Consider the following 21,229-nt stretch of genomic DNA (forward strand, 5'->3'; position numbering starts at 1 on the left):
ATTACGCGTTGTCCTGCCTCGTGATAGCCCCGGCGGATGATGGCAAGGGCGATCACGCGATTGAGGCGGAGCGATTTTACGCATGTGGTTACTCGTCCGACGATTTTATCGTTGACTGTGATATTGCCACAAACAGGCGTATTGCCGATTAGGCCCGTTAGATAGCGGCGGGGGCGTCCTCGAAAGTGCATTTTGGCGATTACTTCTTGCCCAATGTAGCAGCCCTTGTCAAAATCGACTGCGTGATTTAAACCAGCTTCGAGGGGCACGACTGACTCATCGATTTCAGTGCCATAACGGGGAATACCGGCTTCGACCCGCAATATTTCTTCTACTTGCCATTCGATTGGCGTTCCTCCCGCTGTAACGAGTGCCTGCTGCAATGAGTCGTTTTGGGCAATGCGGAGATCTATGCCCGGTTCGCCCGTGTATGACCGCGCTGTGACCCAAATTGGGGTGCCGTCAAATTCGCGTACAACCGTGTGGTGTTCGGGGAGGTCAGCAGGTACGCGCCCAACAACCCGACCGACCAACTCATAGGCCGCGGGGCCCTGTACCCCAAAAATGGACCAGGCGTCGGATTCGTCCGATAGCGCGACATCATCGGCGATCAGATAGCGGTCCAGAGTTTCAATTAACTTTGTCGCAAGTCCCGGTTCTGTTTCCATATAGATACAATCTTGTAGGCGATGGACCCAAATATCTAATAGCGTTTGTCCTCTCGCCGATGTGACTGCGGCATAATTGCCTTCATTTTCGGCGAGGGATTCAACGGTATTGGTCACCATGCCGTGCAAAAATCTCAGACAATCTGCGCCTTCTGCACGCACTTTGCCCCGCTTACTGCGGTTGAATATGCCCGCGTTTTCTCGAACGGCACGGTACTGTGTTTCCATATCTAGATGTGATGACATATACTCTATCCTCCTATTGCCTAATCAGGGTAATATCTATATACTTTGAAAACGCCGTTTTTGTCAAAGGATTCTTATTCTCATCAAAAGGAGATTCAGGTGAAAGCTATTCGCATATCGCAATACGGTGGTGCAGAAGTTTTGAGTTTTGAAGATATTGATGTAGCAGATCCAGGCGAGGGACAGGTGCGAATTACCATAGAAGCCGCGGGTGTCAATTTTATCGACACCTATCACCGCACGGGCCTTTATCCTCTGAATTTGCCGTTGACGCTGGGCCTGGAAGGTGCCGGTATTGTGAATGCGGTGGGTGCAGGGGTTTCGGATTTGACTGAGGGCGACCGCGTGGCCTGGAAAAGTGTGGAGGGTTCTTATGCGGAGCAGGTTGTCGCAGACGTAGCCGAGGTGGTCAAAATTCCCTCAGATGTCGCCACCAAAACCGCAGCTGCGGTGATGTTGCAAGGGCTGACCGCGCATTATCTGGTCAATAGTACCTATCCGGTTCGAGAAGGCGACACCTGCCTTATCCACGCAGCGGCAGGGGGTGTTGGCCTTTTGCTCGTACAGATGGCAAAAATGCGCGGGGCGCGGGTTATTGGTACCACATCTACAGAAGAAAAAGCGGCTCTGGGACGGGACGCAGGTGCCGATGATATTATTCTTTATACCGAACGGGATTTTGAAGCCGAAGTTCTGCGCCTCACAGATAGTCAGGGCGTCGAAGTGGTTTACGATTCCGTTGCCAAAGCCACCTGGGAGAAAAGTATCAATTGCCTCAAACCGCGCGGTTATATGGTCTTTTTTGGCAATGCCAGCGGGCCGGTTCCGCCGATTGATCCCCTGCTTCTGTCGCAAAAAGGGTCTATTTATCTCACGCGCCCGACGCTCAATAGCTACACGCAGACCCGAGAAGAATATCTCCAGCGCACCCGCGAGGTTATGGGCTGGATTCAAGACGGGAGTCTGGATGTGCGTATTGGCGAAGAACATCCTCTTGAGAATGCGGCCGAAGCACATAATCGCCTCGAAGGTCGGCAGACTACGGGGAAAGTGCTGTTGGTCCCATAGTCGCATGTGTATCGAGAATCACACCACGCTGGTACTGCTCGTGAAGGGTAACCCCATAACCCGTATTTTGCTCGGCTACAAAAAACGCGGATTTGGGGTGGGGAAATACACGGGTATTGGCGGGAAAATTGAACCCGGGGAAACGGTGCGTGCAGCCGCTGTGCGCGAAATGCGTGAAGAAACAGGTGTTGTGATGTCGCCCCAGGACCTTGTGGATGCCGGGCACGTGACGTTTTATTTTCCCGCCCGTCCCAAATGGAATCTCACGACCCGTATTTTTATTGGGCGCAGGTGGAAAGGTGAGCCGACGGAAACAGGGGAAATACGCCCGGTGTGGTTTGAAGTCAATCATCTGCCCTTCGATACGATGTGGGATGATGCTACCTATTGGTATCCCTATGTGTTGGCGCATAAGCGCGTCAGAGCGACATTTACATTTTCGCCCGACTGCAAAACCGTTGCGACCAGCGAGATTGAGATGTGGTAAGCTGTGTGTTTTTTACTTGACTCTTGTGGTAGAATGGCTATATATCAGAGCGTTTGATAAACGAAACTTAACCAACTCTTCACTTTCTCTTTAACGAGGTGATTATTTTGACTACATCGACTAAAAGTGTTTCCAAAGATGCATTGCATCACTATCTCGAAGATGTGGCTTCGTCTCAACCTCTGTCTTCCCAAGAGGAAGTTGCGCTCGCTGTTCGCATTCACAAAGGCGATGAGGAAGCGCGGGCAAAACTCATTGAAGCCAATCTGCGCTTTGTGATTACAGTTGCCTACGAATATCAAAATCAGGGCGTTCCGCTCGTGGATCTCATCAGCGCGGGAAACGTCGGTTTGATCACAGCGGCAGAGCGCTTTGACGAGACGAGGGGGTTTAAGTTTATCTCTTATGCTGTTTGGTGGATTCGCCAATCTATTTTACAAACCCTGGCGGAACACGCCAGAGTCGTGCGCCTTCCGCTCAATCGCGTGGAATTGCTCAGACGCATATCTCGCTGTAGAAGTAGCCAACAGCAAGAGATTTCGACGCGCACTGCAGAAGAAGAAATTGCCGAGGAATTGGATATTCCGGTGGAGCAGGTTACGGATATTCTCACCAGCGGGCAGCGGGCGTTGTCTCTCGATACGTCTCTTGGCGATGGAGAAAATAGCCTGCTTGAAATGATGCCCGACGACTCACAAGAGGCGCCCGACGCAATGGCATTGAGAAATACGCTCAAAGCTGAAATCTCAAGTGCTTTGAGCACCCTTGATGAGCGCGAGCAAAAAGTGATCCGGCTCTATTTTGGATTGGGCGGCGGCGCGGAGATGACGCTTGAAGAAATTGGCAAGCAATTTCGCCTGACGCGCGAACGGATTCGGCAAATTAAAGAAAAAGCACTCCGAAAATTGCGCCACCCCACGCGAGGGCGAAAATTGATGCCCTATGCAGAAGATGCGTGAACTGAAACGCTAATCTCTCAATTTCTCCACGCATTCTCGAAACCGCTCACCGCGCTCTTCAAAATTGCGAAACTGATCGTAACTCGCCGATGCTGGCGATAGCAGTACCACATCGCCAGCTTGTGCGAGATCCGTCGCACAGCCCATCGCTTCTTCCAAATTTTCTACGCGGTGAATACTGGTTTTCCCTTTTGCAGTTGCCGCAATCGCGTCCCCGGTTTCGCCCATCACAATCAGATGTGCGACCTTTTCCGCTATCGCCACTTCCAAATCGTCAAATGCAATGCCCTTATCGTAGCCGCCAGCGATCAGCACGATCGGTTTGTCATACGCCATGAGTGCTGTTCGCGTGCGGTCGGGACTCGTGGCTATTGAGTCGTTCACATAGAGTACGCCGTTGATTTCTGCGACTTGCTCCAATCTGTGTGGCACGCCCTGAAATGTCTGCAATACGTCGGCGATATTTTCTTCAGATACGCCGCTTATAATAGCTGCTCCCGTGGCTGCCAGTGCGTTGGCGAGGTTGTGCCGACCGCGCAAGGATATGGTGTCTGCAGGACAGACGGTTCGCGTCTCGCCACTGATTGTATGTTGAATTTTTCCCTTGCGGACAAATACATCTCCTTCGCCTTCAACGGCGAATACCACCCGCTGCCCGGCGCCCGTCCAACGAGACACTTCGGTATCTTCTCCGTTGACAATTGTCCAGTCGCTTTTTGTCTGGTGCACGACGATTTGTTGCTTGGCTTTTCGATACGCTTTTAGAGATCCGTGAACGTCGATGTGATTTGGCGCGAAGTTGGTTGTGACAGCGATGTGGGGACTCCACGATAAATCGCCCAGGCGATCGAGTTGGAAGCTCGATAATTCCAGTACGATGGGTACATCGGCGTGTAGCAGGTCCAATTCATCGAGTAACGATCCCCCAATATTGCCACCGATTTGCGTGCGTTTATCTTTTTGGTTGAGCATTGCTCCTATGAGCGATGTTGTCGTGGTTTTGCCACTGCTGCCCGTTATGCCGATTATGGGTGCGGGACAGCGTTCGACAAATAGGCAGATTTCCGAGGTGATGGGTACGCCCGCAGATTCTGCGATTTTCAAGTATCGCGATGATCGGGGTACCGCGGGATTGGCGACAATTAAATCTGCTTTTCGAAAATCCGTTTCTTCGTGCCCTCCCAGTTTAAAGGCGATGGGTAATCCATTCAGGGCGCGTACTGAAGCGCGCAGGTCTTTTTCCGGGCGCAGGTCCGTCACTGTCACCACCGCGCCTTCGCGTACCAGAAAACGCACCGCTCCCACGCCTCCGCCAAATAATCCCAATCCCATTACTGTGACGCGCTGGCCTTTTAAGTTCACGGGTAATCTCCAGGTGTCGATAGGTGCGGGTTTTAAACCCGCATCTACTATTCTTTTAACAATTGATCGATGAGATCGACCGGGGTGATGCCTTCGGCTTCGGCGTTGAAATTCGTGACGAGGCGATGGCGCAAGACGGGTTTGGCGACAAAAGAGACGTCGTCGATAGACGGTGCGTAGCGTCCGCTGAGTACGGCGCGCGCTTTGGCGCCGAGGATGAGGCATTGGGATGCGCGCGGTCCGGCACCCCATCTGAGCATGTGGCCGATGGATGTGTCAGCATTTTGAGGACGGGTTTTGCGGACGAGATCTACCGCGTGATCTACGATGTGATCGGCTACTGGAACTTTGCGGATGAGTTGCTGGAGGTCGCGAATTTGTTCGGCGTTGATTACGGGTTGCACGTCGTGGGTTTGGGCACCTGTGGTGGCTTTGACAATGGCGCGTTCTTCTTCCTTGGTGGGATAATCGATCCACAGGTTGAAGATGAAGCGGTCGAGTTGGGCTTCGGGCAGGGGATAGGTGCCTTCTTGTTCGATGGGATTTTGGGTGGCTAAGACAAAGAAGGGTTCTTCGAGGCGAAAGGTTCCCCCCCCGGCGGTGACTTCGTGTTCTTGCATGGCCTGCAATAAGGCGGCCTGAGTTTTGGGCGGGGTGCGGTTGATTTCGTCAGCCAGGATGATGTTGGCAAATAAGGGACCCTTGACAAAGCGGAATGCTTTGTGCCCGGTGGTCTGGTCTTCTTCGAGGAGTTCTGTGCCCGTGATGTCCGAAGGCATGAGGTCTGGGGTAAATTGGATGCGGCTGAAAGACAGGTCGAGGGCGCGCGCGAGGGTGCTGATGAGGAGTGTTTTGGCCAGGCCGGGCACGCCTACGAGCAAACAATGGCCCCCGCAGAGGAGGGCGATGAGTAGCTGATCGACGATTTCCCGCTGGCCTATAATGACTTTGCCAATTTCAGCGACGATCTGGTCATACGCGGTTTTTAATTGTTCAACGGCCTGGAGGTCTTCCTGAGGTGATGCTTCGGGCATTTTGTTTCCTTTCTTATGTTTTTCGTTTTTCTTTTTTCGCCGCCGGGAAGAGAATATTGTTGAGTATGAGGCGATAGCCCGGCGAATTTTTGTGCAGTGCGAGTTGTGTGGGCGGGTCGTTGACAAAGTGCTGATAGTCCTCCGGGTCGTGTCCCGCATAAAATGTGAATGTGCCTTTCCCGATGTTGCCGTGGATGTATTTGACGTGGTCGGTGCCGGGTATGTCGCCCATGATGGTGACGGATTTTTTGATGCGGTTTTTGCGAAAGGCCGTGGTTTGGCCCAAAAAGCCGGGGACGACGGGCGTGTGGTTTTGCGTGAGCATGGTGGGTACGGGATCGTATTTTGCCGAGAACTCAAATAGTGAAAAGGCGTCGATATCGGCATTTTTGACCTGGCTCATTTCAATGGGCGACAGGTCGATGTCGGCGTGTTCGTATTCGAGGGGGTCCATAACGAGGTTGAAGTTTTCAAAGGCTACTGTGCGCGAGAAATCGAGTTTTTGACGCGCCATTGGATCTGCGGGGTCGCCGTCGTAAACGCTATCGACGATGTCGATTCCGCGCGCGGCAAGGGCGATGTCAAAGGTATCGGTGGCAGAGCACATGGCAAAGAGAAATCCGCCCTGTGCGACGTAGTTGTAAATGGCCTGTGCAACCGCGCCTTTGAGATGGGCTACTTTGGCGAATCCCAATTTGCCAGCGAGGGCTTTGAATCCGGCCTGTTGTTGGCGGTACCAGAGGGTGTGGCCGTGGCTGAGATAAAATTTGCCGTATTGTCCCGTGAAGTCTTCGTGATGCAGGTGCAGCCAATCGAAGTTTTCGAGTTTGCCGCTGAGGACTTCTTCGTCCCACAAGGTGGTGTAGGGGATTTCCGCGTACGTGAGCGCCAGTGTGACGGCGTCGTCCCAGGGCTGTTTGTTCGGAGGGGTATAGACCGCGATGCGAGGTGCTTTTTCAAGGCGCATGCGGTTCATGTTGCCGGATTCAATATCGGCGTAGATGCGCGTGGCTTGCGCGGCTGAGATGGCCTGGAAGGAGACGGCGCGTATTCGGGCTTCGCGCGCGATGGTTTCGTGGTGGTCGATGAGGAAGGATCCACCGCGGTAGTTGAGCAACCATTCGACGGGATGGCCCTGCTGCACTGCCCAATACGCAATGCCGTAGGCTTTGAGGTGATCGGTCTGCGATACATCCATGGAGATGAGTATTTTGCCGACGTTCGCACTTCCGCCACCAATCGCCGCTGGGGAGATGAATGGTGTTGTTAGGATGAAGAGTAAGACGAGAAGTGTGAAGAGTGTGAATTTTGCATTTTGCCGTTTCAATATCATCCCGCTTCCTTTGTTTTTTCGAGGGTTTGAATTTTTTGCCGGAGGTTTCGCAGTCGCTCGCGGGCTATGTCGGCTTCGAGGCTTAGGGGATAGTTGACAAGCAGGGTTTCATAGATTTTTTGCGCGTCGTAATATTGTCCGAGGTATTTGTCGTAGATCGCGCCCTGTGCGATATATGCGGCGGGGGAAAGTGGGCTTTCGGGTTGCGTGGCGATGAGTTTGCGATAGGTCTGTATGGCTTGTGGGTAGCGTTTTTGGTCGGTGTAAATTTTTGCCTGAAGGTCGAGCAAGCGATCCGCGAGAAAGGATTGCGGATGGGCGCGATAGAGGATTTCAAATGCGTCCAATGCCCCGTTCTGGTCTTTTTGGCGGAGTTTGAGGCAGGCGCTGGCATATGCGCTGAGCAGGGGTGCGTCTGTGCGCTGGCCTTCTTGCAATAGCGCGGATAGGGCAATGGCGTCGTTGATGATGTCGCGGTTGACATCTGTTTTGAGCACGGCGTTGAGCAGGGTTTGTGCCCGGTCGATCTGTCCCGATAGAAAATGCAATTCGGCGAGGCGAAAACGCGCTTCGATCGCTTCGGAGGCGGTCGCTCTTTCGGCGATGATCTGGTGGTAGATGAGCCGGGTTTTGTCTATGCTGTTTGCCTGTAGATGGCCTTCGGCGAGGGCAAATAGCGCCTTGTATCGCCAGGTGCTGCGCCGATGGGTCTGGATCAGGTTTTGAAATGCCTGTTGGGCACCTGCGGCGTCATTGTGGTGATCGCGCAAGATGATGCCCACGAGATAACGGGCTTCGTCGGCTTCTGCGCGATTGGGGTGACGGGCGATGAGGTCGCTGTAGTGGGTTTGTGCCTCGGCGGGGCGGTTTGCAAGCTGATATGCTTTGCCCAGACCCAATTGCGCGCGCGCCAGATGGTCGGAACGGTCTGCGCGGTCACATATTGCCCGATAAGCGGCAATAGCGGTTGTGGGATTTTCATTGTCGAGGGCGTAGTGCGCAATGCGGTAGAGATAATTCCAGTTATTATCTGTGGGCGCGTTGGGAGAGAGCAAAAGGCCGAGTGTTTGCGCGACAAATCCAGCGGGCAGGGCGTATTCGATGAGCAGGCTGAGATGGGTTTGATCACTGGGCGATGAGAGCAAGTCAAAGATCTCGGCGTGCTGGTCGCCGTTTTGGGCAAAATCGCGCAGGCGCGCTTCAACGTGTGCGCGGTACTGCGGGTTTTGCCGAATCCAGATCAGATATTCGCGCACGGCATCGGGATAATGGGTACGACGTTCGGCGAGTTCGGCGAGTTCGCGGGCAAATAGCGTTGTGTCCTGGCATGCGATTCTCGCGCGGCGATAGGTCTGTTCGGCGCGTTTGTCGAGGTTGCGTTTGCGATAGCGGTCGGCAATGACGGCAAAGGGATGTGTGGTGGTCGCCTTCTGGAGCAGAGGTTCCCAGGATGCAGCTGCGGAGTCTATTTGCCCCAGTTCAAAGAGGGCGATGCCCAGGCGAAGGCGCGCGTTATTATCGTTTGGAACAGATGAGAGGCGTTGGCGAAACAGCACGGCGACTTCGGCATGCCTGCCTGCCCGCGAAAGTGCGGCTTCGAGGCGCATGAGAAGGTCGGCGCGATGGGGATGCTGGATGTAAAGGCCACGGTAGATGTGGATTGCGCTTGTGAAGTCTTTTTTGGCTTCGAGGGCTATTGCGCGCTGAATCGCGGCGTTGATCTGCTCGATAGATGCAGTGGCAATCCCCGCGCATAAGAGGAGGAGTGCGATATAGCAACTACCTCGAAAAAACCAAATTCTATTTGTCCGTTGTCTTTTTCGCATCTTCAATCAAGTTTTCAAAATACCGCCGGATGAGGGCCTGGTATTCGGGTGAATATCCTTCTTTGAGGGCGTCGCGCATCAGATGGCGCAGGGGATTGTCGGCTTCTCCCAGATCTGAGGGGAGCGATCCCGGTCCGCGATAGGTCAGATTTATGCCTGTGCGCGCCTGTCGTTTTTTACTTTTTCCGCGCGATCTCATTGCCTGTTGGGCGTCGAGCAGGCGAGAGAGGATCTGTCGCTGTCGCATAAGGGTTTGTGGGGCGGCCCGGCGTTGGAGCATTTCGCGTGCGGTTTCCTGCATGTCGCTGGCAATTTTGCCCAGGTCGCCGAGCATTTCGCGCTGTTGTCGCGCCAATTCGCCGCGCAGGGCATTGAGCGCGTCCCGGATGGCGCGCTGTTGGGCCGCGAGTTTTTGCCAGGAGGGTTGGCTGCCTTGCTGCCCAAATAGATTTTCGGTCTGGGCGTTGAGTGATCCCTGTTGTTGGGCGAGTTGGGCCATTTTTGCCATCATTTCTTCAAAGCCCGTGCCCGATTCTGACGCGGCGAGTTGCCCCAGTGCGTTTTGTACCATCATGGCTCCGCGATTGATTTCTCCCATGGCTTCGCGGGCGAGTTGGGCAGCCTGAGTGGCATTGCCCGCGTTGAGTTGTTCGGCAGCGCTATCCATTTTGTTTAAGGCCTGACCGAGGGCTGCCTGTGCGCTGGGAGGCATGAAGAAGGTTTTTTGCGAGGCGTCCATCAGGCGTTGCGCCATGCGCGATGCTCCGGTTATCACACGCGCCTGGTCCAGGGCGAGGGGAGCGGTATCGTCGCGATTTCCAGCCTCATTGGCGCGCTGTGCCGTGCGTTCCTGCGCCCGGGATAAGGTGAGCAAGTCGTGCAGTACGCGGTTGAGTTCTCTGGTGATCTCATCTTTTTGTCGCTGGATAAATCCCTGGCGGCTCTGTGCCAGGTTCTGGCTCAGGTTTTGCAAGTCCCTGGCGAGAGAATCACTATTTTGTCCCGCGCTTTGTCGTTGTCCCAGGGAGAGGTCCTGGCGCACTTGATCCATGCGGGGGGTGAGTTGTTTGTTTTGTATTGTGTTGGCGATTTGGTCGAGTTCGCCGTCAGTGGGGCTGTCCATTTGTTGCGATGCCTGTTGAAGCTCTGTGTGCAGTTGTTCGGTGTCTCGGGCGATGCGCGTTTGGCGGCGGATGAGGTCTTCGGCGGACTCGCGTTCGATATTTTGTGTGATCTGGTCCTGGGCGTGGGCGAGTTCTTCGAGTTTTTGGTTGAGGGCGTCGAGCGTTTGTTGTTGTTGCACGCGCCGCAAAAGGGCGAGGGTGCGGTCAATGCTTTCGCGGAATTTTTCGCGCGCCATCTGAAATTGTTCAAGGGCTTCGCGCACCATGTTTGCATCGGCATTTTTGATGGCTTCGTCCAGTTTTTTCATGACATCATCGAGTTCTGGCGTGCGGATTTGCGAGAGCAATGTTTGTAGTTCTTCGAGTTTTTGCAAGGTGTCGTCTTCGAGCAATCCGCTTTCTTGCAGGCGGTCGAGGGCGCGTTCGAGTTGTTCGGCTGTGGATTCAATTTGTTCGGCGAGTTGTTCCTGTGTTTGGCGAACTTTTTCGAGTTCGCGTTTTTCCTGCCAATCGAGTTTGTCTTTGGAGAGCATGTCGCGGGCGAGTTCTTTGAGGCGCGCATCGAGTTCGCGCCCGCGTTGTTGTACGGCTTCGATCTCGTCGATGCTTTCGCGCTGTGTTTGGTCCGCTTCTCGATGGATTTCAAACAGGCTGGGCATGCGAATTGTAAAGGTGGCTGTTTCCCCAAATGAGGGGTTGGGATTGTTGTCGTAAGCGCGGATTCTGTAGGTGGTTTGATCGCCGGGAAGCAAGTCGAGGTTGGACATGTCCCAGTGATAAGACGTCTCAATTTCGCGCCCGGGCGTTGTGATAATTGGAAGGATGTGGTCTGTGTCGTCGTCTTTTTGATATCTGAGTTGCAGGCGCGAGATGCCGTAGTCGTCAAAGGCTTCGGCAACGAGGGAGACGCGCATTGATTCTGTGAGGTCGATATCTTGTCCCGGATGCAACAGGCGCACGTCGGGCGGTTGATCGGGCAGCGCGACAATGCGATATGTTACGGGATCTTTGTTGGCGATCATCTGGGGATCGCGCAAGTGTACGCGATAGTGTCCGTCTTTTTTCACTGTCAGGGTCGTCTGTGCAAGCGATGAAGATACTTCGGCGGGTAATTCGGTTGCGTCGTCAAATACAAGCGAGGCCGATTCGAGGGGTTTGTTGGCTTCAATGGTCAATGAGACTTCTGTGCCGATTGGTACAATTATGTCGCCGCCCTGTTGATCGATGCGGTCGGGCATGGCTGTGTGCGGCGGAAATCGGTCTCGGTGCGAGATGCGGGTGACAATGGGGCGCGGGTGTACGGTTGCGGTGTAGGTAGGGGTTTGCGCGTCGTGGGCAGACAGGCGGTAATCAAAAGATCGCGTGACATTGGGAAAGTGGTGAGATGCGCCCGTTTGTTTGACTGGCAAGACAAAAGATGCCCACGTTTGTACGCCTTTTTCGCGCATATACAGGCGCGCAGTGCGCGGAACAATGCCCGCAAATTTTGCGGTGAGTGTAAGGGGTTCCCCACCGATGATTTCGATATTGCCCGGTTTTAAAATTATGTATGTGTCTGGGGGGCGGGTGTATGGGGTTTGGGGATTTGCGAGGCGTTGGGCTGCGCCGGATAAGGCCGTGGGCCATCCCGCGTGGAGCAAGAGCGCGATGAGGGCGAGTACGACAACTGCCGTGGCAGCGCGGATAGGTGGCTTGCGATTGATGAGTGTTTCATACGGAAGATGCTGTGTGGCGCGTTCTGCCTGGATGATTGCGGCATCGACGAGTGCGGGGGCGTGTTCTTCACGGTCTCTTTGTCGCCACAATTGGCGTGCGGTGATCAGGTGTTGCTGGAGGCCTCCAAAGTGTTGTTCCACGCGCAGTGCGATCTGGTCGAGACTGGGCGGGCGGATAAATGGGATGACGCAGAAGCGGGCGAGCAAGTATAAGAGGCACAGGGCGCACAAACTCTCTAAGATAATTTTGAGGATTGGGCGCAGGTAGAATATCGATTCGAGGATGACGAGGGCAATTCCCGCGCTGAGGATAAATACCAGCGAGAGTCCTACGCCCGTCAACGCCCGATTCGCCGCGAGAAGTGTGCGCAATCTCGTGAGGCGGTGGGTGAGTTTTTGATGTGCGGAGTGTGAGGTCATGGAACAGTGGTCAGTGCGTTAGTGCCCAGACAATGACGTTGGTGCCCATTTTGAGGGCTTCTTGTCTCTTTTTGGGCGGGTCGTTGTGTACGTCGGGGTCATCCCATCCATCGGCGATGTCGCTGCTCGTGTTGTAAAAGACGACCAGGCGGTCTTCGTGAAATAGACCCAGAGCCTGAGGCGGGTCGCCGTCGTGTTCGTGGATTTTTGGCAAGCCGTTTGGAAATTGAAACGGCGTTTTGAAGAGGTCAAAAGACGGGGGTAATTGGACGAGTTTTTTGTCGGGGAATGCGCGTTTGATTTCCCGGCGAAAAGATTCATCCAGGCCGTAGTCGTCGTTGGCAAAGAGAAATCCGCCGCGTTCGAGATAGAGGCGCAAGCGCCGCAGTTCTTCTTCGGAGAATCGGATATTGCCGTGGCCTGTGAGAAATAGCACGGGATAGGCAAAGAGGTGTTCGTCGGTGAGCGCGACCTGGGCTTCTTGCTCTGCGGTGCGGATGGGTGTGTGTTGTCTGATAAATGCGAGCAGGTTAGGGATTTCCGTTGGGCCATTGTACCAGTCGCCGCCGCCGTCGTATTTGAGACGCGCGATGGTGAATGCGGCGGGCGGGTCTTGCAATTGCGCCAGGCTGGGCGCAGAGATTATCAGGAGTAAGAGGATGAAATAGCGCATGGTTTTTATGACGCGAGAAGGCGGTTTTCGGTTCCGTCAGTGGTCTCTCGCTTTGTCTATTTGCAGGATGGAAGGCTCTGTGCCAAAAGTATAAGTGCAGTCGAAGTCAACTTCTGATAAACACCGCGCGTCAATTGGAAATGCCGCGCATTGTTTTGGACGGTTTTCGTAGATGCTGCACAGGGTGTCCCCAGTGTCATTTTTGATGAGGAAGGGGCATTTGAACAGGAGTTCGCAGCAGTTGCCACACTGGTTGCATTCGCCCTGTCGGTTTTTTTCTTGTTGCGCGACGTAGGCTTTGCGAAATCGCAGCAGCAAAAAGCGCCGCACTTTGCCTATGGCTTGTTCGCACATTTTGCCAAGGGTTCTGGGCATGAGAGGGTCCTGGGCTTACTTCATTTGTTCAATTTCGCGCTCAGCGGCCTGTACGCCGCTTTTGGTGTCGTGAACGGCAATGGTGAGGTCGCAGTGCCGGGTTTCGCCCCCGTTGAGTGTGATGACGCGCCCGGCGTCGCGTTCAAAGCTTTTGGCGTTGGGATAGTTGGTGGCGGGTTCGAGGCCTACGACGTATCCATCTGGGGTTGCTGCGGTGTTTTTCCAGAGGGTGAAGTACGGCATTTGTTTAAGTGCGTAGTGGAGCGAAGACCCTATGTTGCCTTCGGCGTTTTTGAGCAGGACAGATGTGTTGTCTTCGCTGTTGCCAGCGAGTTCGTAAAAATAAACTTGTTCGATATAACCCGGGGTGGGGCCGAGGCATTGGTCAAAGGTGTTGAAGCCTTCCTCTGCGCGTGGGTCGCGTGGAGAGACGGTTTTGTGCGGTGTTACGATAGATGCGCCTTCTTCGAGGAGGGGTGCGCCGTAGTTGCAGTGGTAGAGCAGTTGCATTTCAGCGGGTTTGTCGTTGAGGTTGGTGACTTGATCGGCTATGGTGAAGTTGTTGCTGCCGAGTTCGGTCGATATGGCTGTGGTGAGGCGCAACGCGGGACCAAACATCATGGTTTCATCGACGATGCCCAATACGGTGATGCGATGGGGTGGTGCCAGGTCGATTTGTACTTCGACATAGCGCGCGGGTATGTTGGCGATTTTGCCGTGCAGGGGGACAAAGACTTCGGCTTCGTTGCCGTTGTTGTCGATTACGATGTCGTTGCCGGGGGCGCCATTGCTGTCGAGACCACAGCGCACGATCCATTCGTTAAAGCCTTTGAGCCATCCCAGGCCGCCCCGGTCGTTGAGTTCGATAAAGGCCGGGTTGACGAGGTCGCGCACGGGCGATTCCCAGCCGAGGAATATGCCGCGATACGAGCCTTTCCATATTCCCATGCCGCGCGTGGGGACGATGAATACAGAGAGTGCTCCGTTGTCGAGTTCTATGAGGTCAACCCCGTCTTGTGTGCCGCCTTTGAGGGCGGTTTTTTGTACGCGCCATGTGTGTTCTGTGCCAAGTGGCAGGGTGGATTCATCGATGGTCCAGGATTCTGTCCAGAGTGCGCTTTCGACATCGGTGAGAACAAAGCGATAAGTGCCTTCCATGGAATTTCCTTCAGGTTGTAAGAGCAGATTTCCTTTTTTCTTCGTCAGAATATACGGGAAAATGCGCGAGGTGAAAAGCGCAACGTAGGGGCAACGCTGCATGATGTTGCCGGGATGGTTGTCAAAATACATATAAGAACGTATAATTTTCTAATGGATGTTACGTAGCTTTCAGATATTGGCGATTGTAAAATGAATAGACAAACTTTTTTCTTTTGCGGTATTGGTGGCAGTGGCATGAGTGCCATTGCACAGGTGTTGTTGCATCAGGGTCATGTGGTGCGCGGGTCGGATCGCAGTTATGATCAGGGGCAGAATGCGGATTTGTACGCGCGGTTGCAGGCACTTGGGGTGGTTTTGTTCCCGCAGGATGGATCGGGTGTGGATGCGGATGTGGATGTGCTGGTGGTGTCGAGTGCAGTTGAGCCGACGATTTTAGATGTACAGGCGGGGCTGGATCGCGGTATTGCTATTCGCAAGCGGGCTGAGGTTTTGGCGGAATTGTTTCATCGGGGGACGGGAATTGCCGTGGGGGGGACGAGTGGAAAATCGACGGTGACGGGGATGATTGGCCATATTTTGAGCAGGGCCGGGCGCGATCCCACGGTGATCAATGGGGGAATGATGCGCGATGTGGTGCAGCCTCCGCGATTGGGCAATGCCCTGTGTGGCGATGCCGAGTTGGTGGTGATTGAGGCAGATGAGAGCGATGGTACAATTGCGCTTTATGAGCCGTCTGTGTCGGTGTTGACGAATATTTCGCTGGATCACAAGCCGATGGCGGAGTTGGAGTCGCTTTTTGGGGCGTTTTGCGCGCGGGCAAGAGATGCGGTGGTGGTGAATCGTCTGTGTGAGCGGTCGATGGTGTTGACGCAGGGCGTAAAGCGACGGGTGACTTTTGGGGTGGATTGCGAGGGGGCAGATGTGTATGCTACCGATGTCGCGTTGTTGCCCGATGGCGTGCGGTGTGTTGTCAATGGGCATTCTTGTTGGTTGCGCGTGCCCGGGCAACACAATGTTGCCAATGCTGTGGCGGCTATTGCCGCGTGTGGGGTGCTTGGGATAAGCGTGCGGGATGGGGCAGAAGCCCTGGGTGATTTTCGGGGGATTGGCAGGCGGTTGGAGGTGGTGGGCAAGGCGCGAGGGGTGACGGTGATTGATGATTTTGCACATAATCCAGATAAAATTGCCGCGAGTTTGGCAACGTTGAAGGCACAGCCGGGGCGCGTGCTGTCGGTGTTTCAGCCTCACGGATTTGGGCCCACGCGGTTTTTGATGGATGGGCTGATTTCGGCATTTGTCAATGGGATGGATGTGGATGATCTGGTGATTATGTCGGAGATTTTTTATGCTGGCGGGACAGCGCAAAAGGATATTTCGTCGGGGGATTTGATTGCGCAGATTGCGCGTGCGGGCCGACGGGCTGAGTATATTGAAAGACGCGAGGATATTGTTGTGCGTTTGGCAGAGGAGGTGCGGGAGGGTGACCGGGTTGTGGTGATGGGTGCGCGGGACGATTCGCTGACGGTTTTTGCAAGAGATATATTGTCACAGATTGAGAGCAGTGTGCGATGAATTTGCCTCCTGAATTGCAACCGGGCGATACGGTGGGAGTGATTGCGCCGTCCGGGTCTTTTGCGCGCGCGCGGTTGGCCCCCGGGCTGGCGTTTTTGCGCGCGAAGGGGTTTGATGTGCGCGAGGGGGCGTCGCTTTACGCTCAGGATCGGTATTTGGCGGGAGCGGATCAGGCGCGTGCAGATGATGTGAATGCGATGTTTGCCGATGGGGATGTGAAGGGTGTTTTTGTCGCGCGCGGCGGGTATGGGGCTGCGCGCATTTTGGCGTTTTTGGATTGGGCGTCTATTGCCCAAAATCCAAAGGTGCTGGTGGGGCTGAGCGATACGACGGCATTGCAGTTGGCGATTTTTGCGCGAACGGGATTGGTGACGTTTTCCGGGTTTTTGCTGTGTTCGGATGTGACGGCAGAGGGTGTTGACGAGGAGACGGAGCAGGCACTGTGGGCGGCGGTGTGTTCGCATCGGTTTGAGGGCGTTGGTTTAACGCCTTTGCGCGGTGGCGAGGTGAATGGTCCGCTGATTGGGGGGTGTTTGTCGCTGGTGGCGTCGCTGGTGGGTACGCGGTTTTTTCCAGACCTGGACGGTGCTGTGCTGGTGCTGGAGGATGTGAATGAGCCGCCGTATCGTGTGGATCGGATGCTGAATCAGTTGGCGATGGCCGGGGTGTTTGACCGCGTCGCAGGTGTGGTGTTTGGCGAGTTTGTGGATTGCGAACCCGAGCGCGAGATAGAGGGCCGGGTCGAAGATGTGATCGATAATTTTGTCGCACGGATGTCCTGCCCGGTTTTTTGTGGTTTGCCTTATGGTCACGGCAAAGCGCGGCGGGTGCTGCCGATTGGTCTGGGCGTCAGGATTGTACGGGATGTGTTGGAATTTGATCTATGAAAAAAATATCCCTGATATTGATCATTGCCTTGACGATGTCGTGCGCGGTGATAAATAAGCTAAATTTGTTGACGTCCGAGCAAGAGGTGGAGCTTGGCAGGCAAGCCTCGCGAGAGGTGGAGCGGTCCGTGCGACTATACAGGGATCCTGTGGTGCGTACCTATATAGATAGTCTGGGGCAGGCTCTGGTGCGGGCGTCGAGATTGTCTCAGTTTCGATATTATTTTAAGGTGGTCGATGCGCCCGAGGTGAATGCCTTTGCTCTGCCAGGAGGATTTATATATGTGAATCTCGGGTTGATTAAAGCGGCTGAGACCGAGTCGGAGTTGGTAGGGGTGATCGGACACGAGATCGGACATGTGGAGATGCATCACGGGGCTAAGAACATTTCGCGTCATTATGGTCTTGCTGTTGTGGTCGAGTTGATATCCGGGGGTGAGGACACATCGCTGGGGCGAGAAATCGCCGGTCAATTGGCGGGATTTGGCGGGGGTGTGTACTTGTTGAAATACGGGCGAGCAGCAGAGCGCGAATCCGATAGGTTCGCAGTGCATTGCCTGGTGAAGGCAGGTGTCGATCCCGAGGGCATAGCGCGTTTTTTTGAGACGTTGTTGAAGTTGCAAAAAAGCGAGCCCAAAGGGGTTGAGAAGTGGTTTGCGACACATCCCCCAACGCAGTCGCGCGTCGATTTTGTGCGGTCTGAAATTGCCAAACTCCCAAACACTGCTGGCCTTAGAAAGACATCCGCGCGGTTCAAACAAATCCGCGCCCGCGTCGGCGGAGGTAAAGACCGTTAGTAGCCTTTGTGAACTTCACACTTCCTACTTCACACTTCCTACTTCCTATGATTCGTTTTCTCAAGTGGTTTTTCCCGATTTTTGCGGTGGTTCTGATCGTTGTGGTCGCCAGTGCGTACTGGTATGTGACACCGCAGCGGTTGAAGGAGATTGTGCAACCGCGTTTGTCCTCGGCTTTGGGGCGAGAGGTGGTGTTTGATCATATAGATTGGGGGCTGTTTGATGGAGTGGTGATTTCGGGTTTAAGGGTGGAAAAGGGGGATGGCTCTGATCCTTTGTTGGTTGCGGAGCGGGCGCAGGTGGATGTGTCGCTGAGCGCGTGGTTGTTGGGGGATAAGTGGTGGGGTGAGTTGGCGATGGAAGATGCGGTTATTTCGCCTGAGGGGCAGGGGCGCGAGTTTGTATTTCGTCACATGGAGATGGATTTGTATCCTCAAAATGGACGTTTACATATTTCACAGATGGAAGGACTGGTGTGCGAGGGCACGCTCACGGGTGATCTGGCTTGGGATAATGGCGCGTGGGATGGGTCTGTGTCGCTTGCAAATGCTCAGGCAGAACAGGTGGCGCGATCGATTGGTTGGGATATTCCGCTTTACGGCGCGGTGGATATAATGATTCAGGTTTCAGGTGCAGACGTGCGCGGTACCGCAAGTATGGACGAGGGACGCATTGTGAAGTGGAATTTTTTGCAGCGGTTGTTGCGCCCGATGGCACAATGGGGTTTGATAAATGCCGATGAGGTCCCGCTCAAAGATGTGACGGTGGTTTTTCAAGTGCAAGGCGATGAGGTGATTCTGGATGGGACAAAGTTCACTGCTTCAGATATAGCTTGTGTATTAAATGGTAAGAGTGCTCAGGATCAGTTGGATTATGTGCTGGATGTGGAGATGCCCATTCAATTCGCCGGGTTTCGCCTGGGCAGAGCCATTCCCATACGAGTAAAAATTACCGGTCCGGCAAACGCGCCAGAGGTGGCGGTGGAACTAAAATAGGCTTAAAGAGCCAGCACAATAACAATGAGTATGACGAGTATAATCAACCCGCCAAAAAATACGATGCAGAAGCCTCTCACAAAGCCGCCTAAAAAACCATTATTGTCATTGTTGTGCATATTACTCCCTCCAGTTAAGAGGGTGGATCCGCGCAGTTTTTAGCTCCTCTGGAACCGAAACGCAAATAGATCCGCGTCCTTGAGGGTGAAGCGCAACCGCACCGTCTGACCTGCCAGCAGACGCATATCTCCCTTACTCTCCCAACGGACTGTACCGTCGATGGTATCACCGAATATCTCAGGGCACTCGTCCAGTGCGAAGCCCGGCTGCGGATGCCCTTCCGTATCCTGGATCTCAACGCGCACAAATCCCACCGCTGATGTCGAAAAGTTCAATCTCAGACTGTCGCCTGTGAAAATTAACGGACGGGTGACGAATTCGCCGCCAGCGTAGCCTGCCCGGACCGACACGAACCCGTCGGTTCGGAGCGAGAATCGGCGAATATGGACAGTTGGCAGCCGCCAATTTTCCATACCGTACAGCGAGAGTTCATCGGGCGATGTTTGCAGAATGCCCCGCTCCATGTACATCCCGCGCTCATGCCAGTTGCCCTCATCGAGCCCGGGACGAACAAAAGCCTCCATGAAGCGGTCAAAGTGGCATCCATCGCGGCTGGACATAAACACGATGTCATTCACGCCTGAACCGTATTTCCAGCCCGGAATTGGCTCGCGTTCTGGCACGAAGCGTGACGGAAACATCAGATACACGCCCGGCGCCCGTTCATAAGGTACGCAGGCATTGGTATAAAGATGCTCGAAGGGCGTCTCGCCGGTGTCGATGAGTTCAAGCGGTGTCCAATGGCGAAAGTCTTTGGAGGTCGTGCGGCGAATCCAGCGCACCCCGTTTATGAAGTTGCCTTTACCTGCTACGCCGCGCGTGTACGCGACATATTCCTCCCGCTCCGCGTCCCAAAAGGCAATATTGTGTGAATCAAAGGGTTGATCGGTCAGGATTGGCGCATCCTGCATCAATCGCCAGCGGAGACCGTCGGGCGAGCCCAACGCGAGTACATCGCCAGTGCGTACAATGGCTTTGTACCGTTCTTCGTCCAATGCGTCGGGGTTGCCGTCGAGAAACGGCGACATGTTATTACCCGGTCCCGCCCAGACGAGGTTATTTTTCTTCGAATTTTGAAACGCAATCAGTCCGAGTCGCGGCTTCTCCCAGTGAATGCCGTCGGTGCTTTCAGCGTAGGCGATAAGCGGGTGACGCGTACCGCGAATCGGCATCTCCTGGTCGCAGCGATACCACGCGCGGAACCGGTCGCCGTCGCGGAACGTGACCATATAGGAAACACCGCCCCGTTCCCATGTATGTTCAGGGGAAATTACAACCTCACGACGCACGGGTTCATGCAAATGCTGCGTGACCCCCTGCGCTTCAGCAATCCAGAAATTGTCCACGAACAGCTGGCGGTCTGTGCCGATGTGGATAGGTGAACGGTTGTTATCTTGTCGTTCCATTTTGGACTCTTTCGTCAACAAAAAATTAAAAAAGTGAGAGCTGAACGGGGTCTTGTTCTGTGTCGGGTTGTGGGGTGGGTTGTCTGGCAGGTGTGTCATGGGGATAGCACACGGCTTTGAAGGGGCAGGTGGTACACAGGTGGGTATTTGTCGTCATTGGGAAGGTGTCTTGCGAAGCGGTGTTTTGCTCGGGGTCGTCGAGGAGGGCGCGCATTTTCTGGATGCTCTCGGTGACAAACATACGGGTCTGGTCGAGGTCGTCGAGAGAGAGGGATAGGGTGCGCTCGGTGTTGGTTTGCAGGTAGATGTCCTGGAGTTGCAGGTCGGGCAATGGGACGTCCCACTGCGAGGTGGCATAGAGGGCGTACACCGCGAGTTGATGGCGGTCAGCCTGGCGTTCGCGCCCGGTTTTCCAGTCGAAGATATAGACCGATTTGTCTCGGCGAATCGCCACGTCGAGTACGACCCAGATTTTGGTATTGGCGAGAATAAAATCTGTGAGGTCTTCAATGGAGAGATAGTCTTCGGGGCGGGCAGTTTGCAGGGTGGTGTAGGCATTGGAGGCGAAAAAAGCGTTGAGACTGGTCGAAATGTGATTGGTCGAATCGACCTGGTCGGTTTCTGTAAAGGGTTCGTTGTAATAGTGTTCAAACAAATTGGTGTATCGAGAGGCCGAATAGCGCCAGAGATGGTCTTTGGATTCTTGCAGGTGTTGGCGGAATAAATTTTGTGCGTAGGTCTCGACGGCAAAGGGAAGAATATCGCGTCCCAATTTCAGTGCGTTGAGCGTGTTGCTGATGGCGTCGTGAACCACGGTACCGACGAGTTGCGGCACCGTGGTTATTTTTTTCAGGCGATAGAGCAATTGGGTTTGCGCGTCTGCGTTTTTGTCCCAGCCACCCCAACTGCCGTAGTAGTTGAAGTAGTATTGCCGTTTGCACGATTCAAACATGCGATGGCGCGAAGGTGACCAGGAAAATTCGTTTTGGAAATTGGACATG

18 protein-coding genes are annotated in these 21,229 nt (G+C 54.3%); 7 read left to right on the forward strand and 11 right to left on the reverse strand.

Annotated elements, in window-relative coordinates:
* Window positions 1–914 (reverse strand): hypothetical protein (locus tag OXH16_11610; protein ID MCY3682037.1); only part of this gene is annotated, 914 nt, incomplete at its 3' end.
* A gap of 99 nt (window positions 915–1,013) precedes the next feature.
* Between OXH16_11610 and OXH16_11615 the strand changes: the two genes are divergently transcribed.
* The 3 genes from OXH16_11615 to OXH16_11625 all read left to right on the forward strand — a co-directional run bounded on the left by OXH16_11615 (window position 1,014) and on the right by OXH16_11625 (window position 3,428).
* Window positions 1,014–1,982 carry a quinone oxidoreductase gene (locus tag OXH16_11615; protein ID MCY3682038.1) on the forward strand — a complete coding sequence of 323 codons (969 nt, stop codon included), beginning with the start codon at window positions 1,014–1,016 and terminating at the stop codon, window positions 1,980–1,982.
* Window positions 1,983–1,986: 4 nt separating this feature from the next.
* Window positions 1,987–2,469: an 8-oxo-dGTP diphosphatase gene (locus tag OXH16_11620; protein MCY3682039.1), complete on the forward strand. Its 483-nt coding sequence runs from the start codon at window positions 1,987–1,989 to the stop codon at window positions 2,467–2,469.
* Between the two features lie 107 nt (window positions 2,470–2,576).
* Window positions 2,577–3,428, forward strand: a complete 852-nt coding sequence (locus OXH16_11625; GenBank protein ID MCY3682040.1) for a sigma-70 family RNA polymerase sigma factor — start codon at window positions 2,577–2,579, stop codon at window positions 3,426–3,428.
* 9 nt (window positions 3,429–3,437) lie between these two features.
* Here the strand turns inward: OXH16_11625 and murD are convergent, their stop codons facing one another.
* The 8 genes from murD to OXH16_11665 are packed head-to-tail and all read right to left on the reverse strand — an operon-like array spanning window position 3,438 to window position 14,448.
* A complete protein-coding gene (gene murD, locus OXH16_11630) occupies window positions 3,438–4,790 on the reverse strand; it encodes a UDP-N-acetylmuramoyl-L-alanine--D-glutamate ligase (GenBank protein ID MCY3682041.1) in 1,353 nt (450 codons plus the stop codon).
* A 47-nt stretch (window positions 4,791–4,837) separates the two neighbouring features.
* The gene (locus OXH16_11635; GenBank protein ID MCY3682042.1) at window positions 4,838–5,824 is read right to left on the reverse strand and encodes a MoxR family ATPase; all 987 of its coding nucleotides are present in this window, start codon (window positions 5,822–5,824) and stop codon (window positions 4,838–4,840) included.
* A 13-nt stretch (window positions 5,825–5,837) separates the two neighbouring features.
* On the reverse strand, window positions 5,838–7,157 hold the full coding sequence (locus OXH16_11640; GenBank protein MCY3682043.1) for an asparagine synthetase B: 1,320 nt from the start codon (window positions 7,155–7,157) through the stop codon (window positions 5,838–5,840).
* Window positions 7,154–8,983, reverse strand: coding sequence for a tetratricopeptide repeat protein (locus OXH16_11645; GenBank protein MCY3682044.1), 1,830 nt, complete (start codon window positions 8,981–8,983; stop codon window positions 7,154–7,156). Before OXH16_11645 ends, OXH16_11640 begins: the two co-directional genes overlap by 4 nt.
* Window positions 8,958–12,242, reverse strand: a complete 3,285-nt coding sequence (locus OXH16_11650; GenBank protein ID MCY3682045.1) for a hypothetical protein — start codon at window positions 12,240–12,242, stop codon at window positions 8,958–8,960. The genes OXH16_11645 and OXH16_11650 overlap by 26 nt, the downstream gene beginning before the upstream one ends.
* A 10-nt stretch (window positions 12,243–12,252) precedes the next feature.
* Complete coding sequence (locus OXH16_11655; GenBank protein ID MCY3682046.1) at window positions 12,253–12,915, reverse strand: DUF4159 domain-containing protein; 663 nt, start codon at window positions 12,913–12,915, stop codon at window positions 12,253–12,255.
* Between the two features lie 36 nt (window positions 12,916–12,951).
* Window positions 12,952–13,290, reverse strand: a complete 339-nt coding sequence (locus OXH16_11660) for a YkgJ family cysteine cluster protein (protein ID MCY3682047.1) — start codon at window positions 13,288–13,290, stop codon at window positions 12,952–12,954.
* A 15-nt stretch (window positions 13,291–13,305) separates the two neighbouring features.
* The gene (locus OXH16_11665) at window positions 13,306–14,448 is read right to left on the reverse strand and encodes an aldose 1-epimerase family protein (GenBank protein MCY3682048.1); all 1,143 of its coding nucleotides are present in this window, start codon (window positions 14,446–14,448) and stop codon (window positions 13,306–13,308) included.
* 192 nt (window positions 14,449–14,640) lie between these two features.
* Here OXH16_11665 and OXH16_11670 point away from each other — a divergent pair, with 192 nt between their 5' ends.
* From OXH16_11670 to OXH16_11685, 4 genes are read left to right on the forward strand one after another with little or no spacing between them, the layout of a single operon-like run.
* Window positions 14,641–16,023 carry a Mur ligase family protein gene (locus tag OXH16_11670; protein ID MCY3682049.1) on the forward strand — a complete coding sequence of 461 codons (1,383 nt, stop codon included), beginning with the start codon at window positions 14,641–14,643 and terminating at the stop codon, window positions 16,021–16,023.
* Window positions 16,020–16,910 carry an LD-carboxypeptidase gene (locus tag OXH16_11675; protein MCY3682050.1) on the forward strand — a complete coding sequence of 297 codons (891 nt, stop codon included), beginning with the start codon at window positions 16,020–16,022 and terminating at the stop codon, window positions 16,908–16,910. Before OXH16_11670 ends, OXH16_11675 begins: the two co-directional genes overlap by 4 nt.
* Window positions 16,907–17,707, forward strand: coding sequence for a M48 family metallopeptidase (locus OXH16_11680; protein ID MCY3682051.1), 801 nt, complete (start codon window positions 16,907–16,909; stop codon window positions 17,705–17,707). The genes OXH16_11675 and OXH16_11680 overlap by 4 nt, the downstream gene beginning before the upstream one ends.
* 8 nt (window positions 17,708–17,715) lie before the next feature.
* Window positions 17,716–18,702: a hypothetical protein gene (locus OXH16_11685; protein ID MCY3682052.1), complete on the forward strand. Its 987-nt coding sequence runs from the start codon at window positions 17,716–17,718 to the stop codon at window positions 18,700–18,702.
* Window positions 18,703–18,860: 158 nt separating this feature from the next.
* Here OXH16_11685 and OXH16_11690 read toward each other — a convergent pair whose 3' ends face one another.
* Window positions 18,861–20,168 (reverse strand): hypothetical protein, encoded by a 1,308-nt coding sequence (locus OXH16_11690; protein MCY3682053.1) that lies wholly within the window; start codon window positions 20,166–20,168, stop codon window positions 18,861–18,863.
* Between the two features lie 85 nt (window positions 20,169–20,253).
* Window positions 20,254–21,228, reverse strand: coding sequence for a PD-(D/E)XK nuclease family protein (locus tag OXH16_11695; protein MCY3682054.1), 975 nt, complete (start codon window positions 21,226–21,228; stop codon window positions 20,254–20,256).
* Window position 21,229: the final 1 nt, after the last annotated feature.

The sequence above is a fragment of the Gemmatimonadota bacterium genome (assembly GCA_026705765.1).
Classification (GTDB): domain Bacteria; phylum Latescibacterota; class UBA2968; order UBA2968; family UBA2968; genus VXRD01.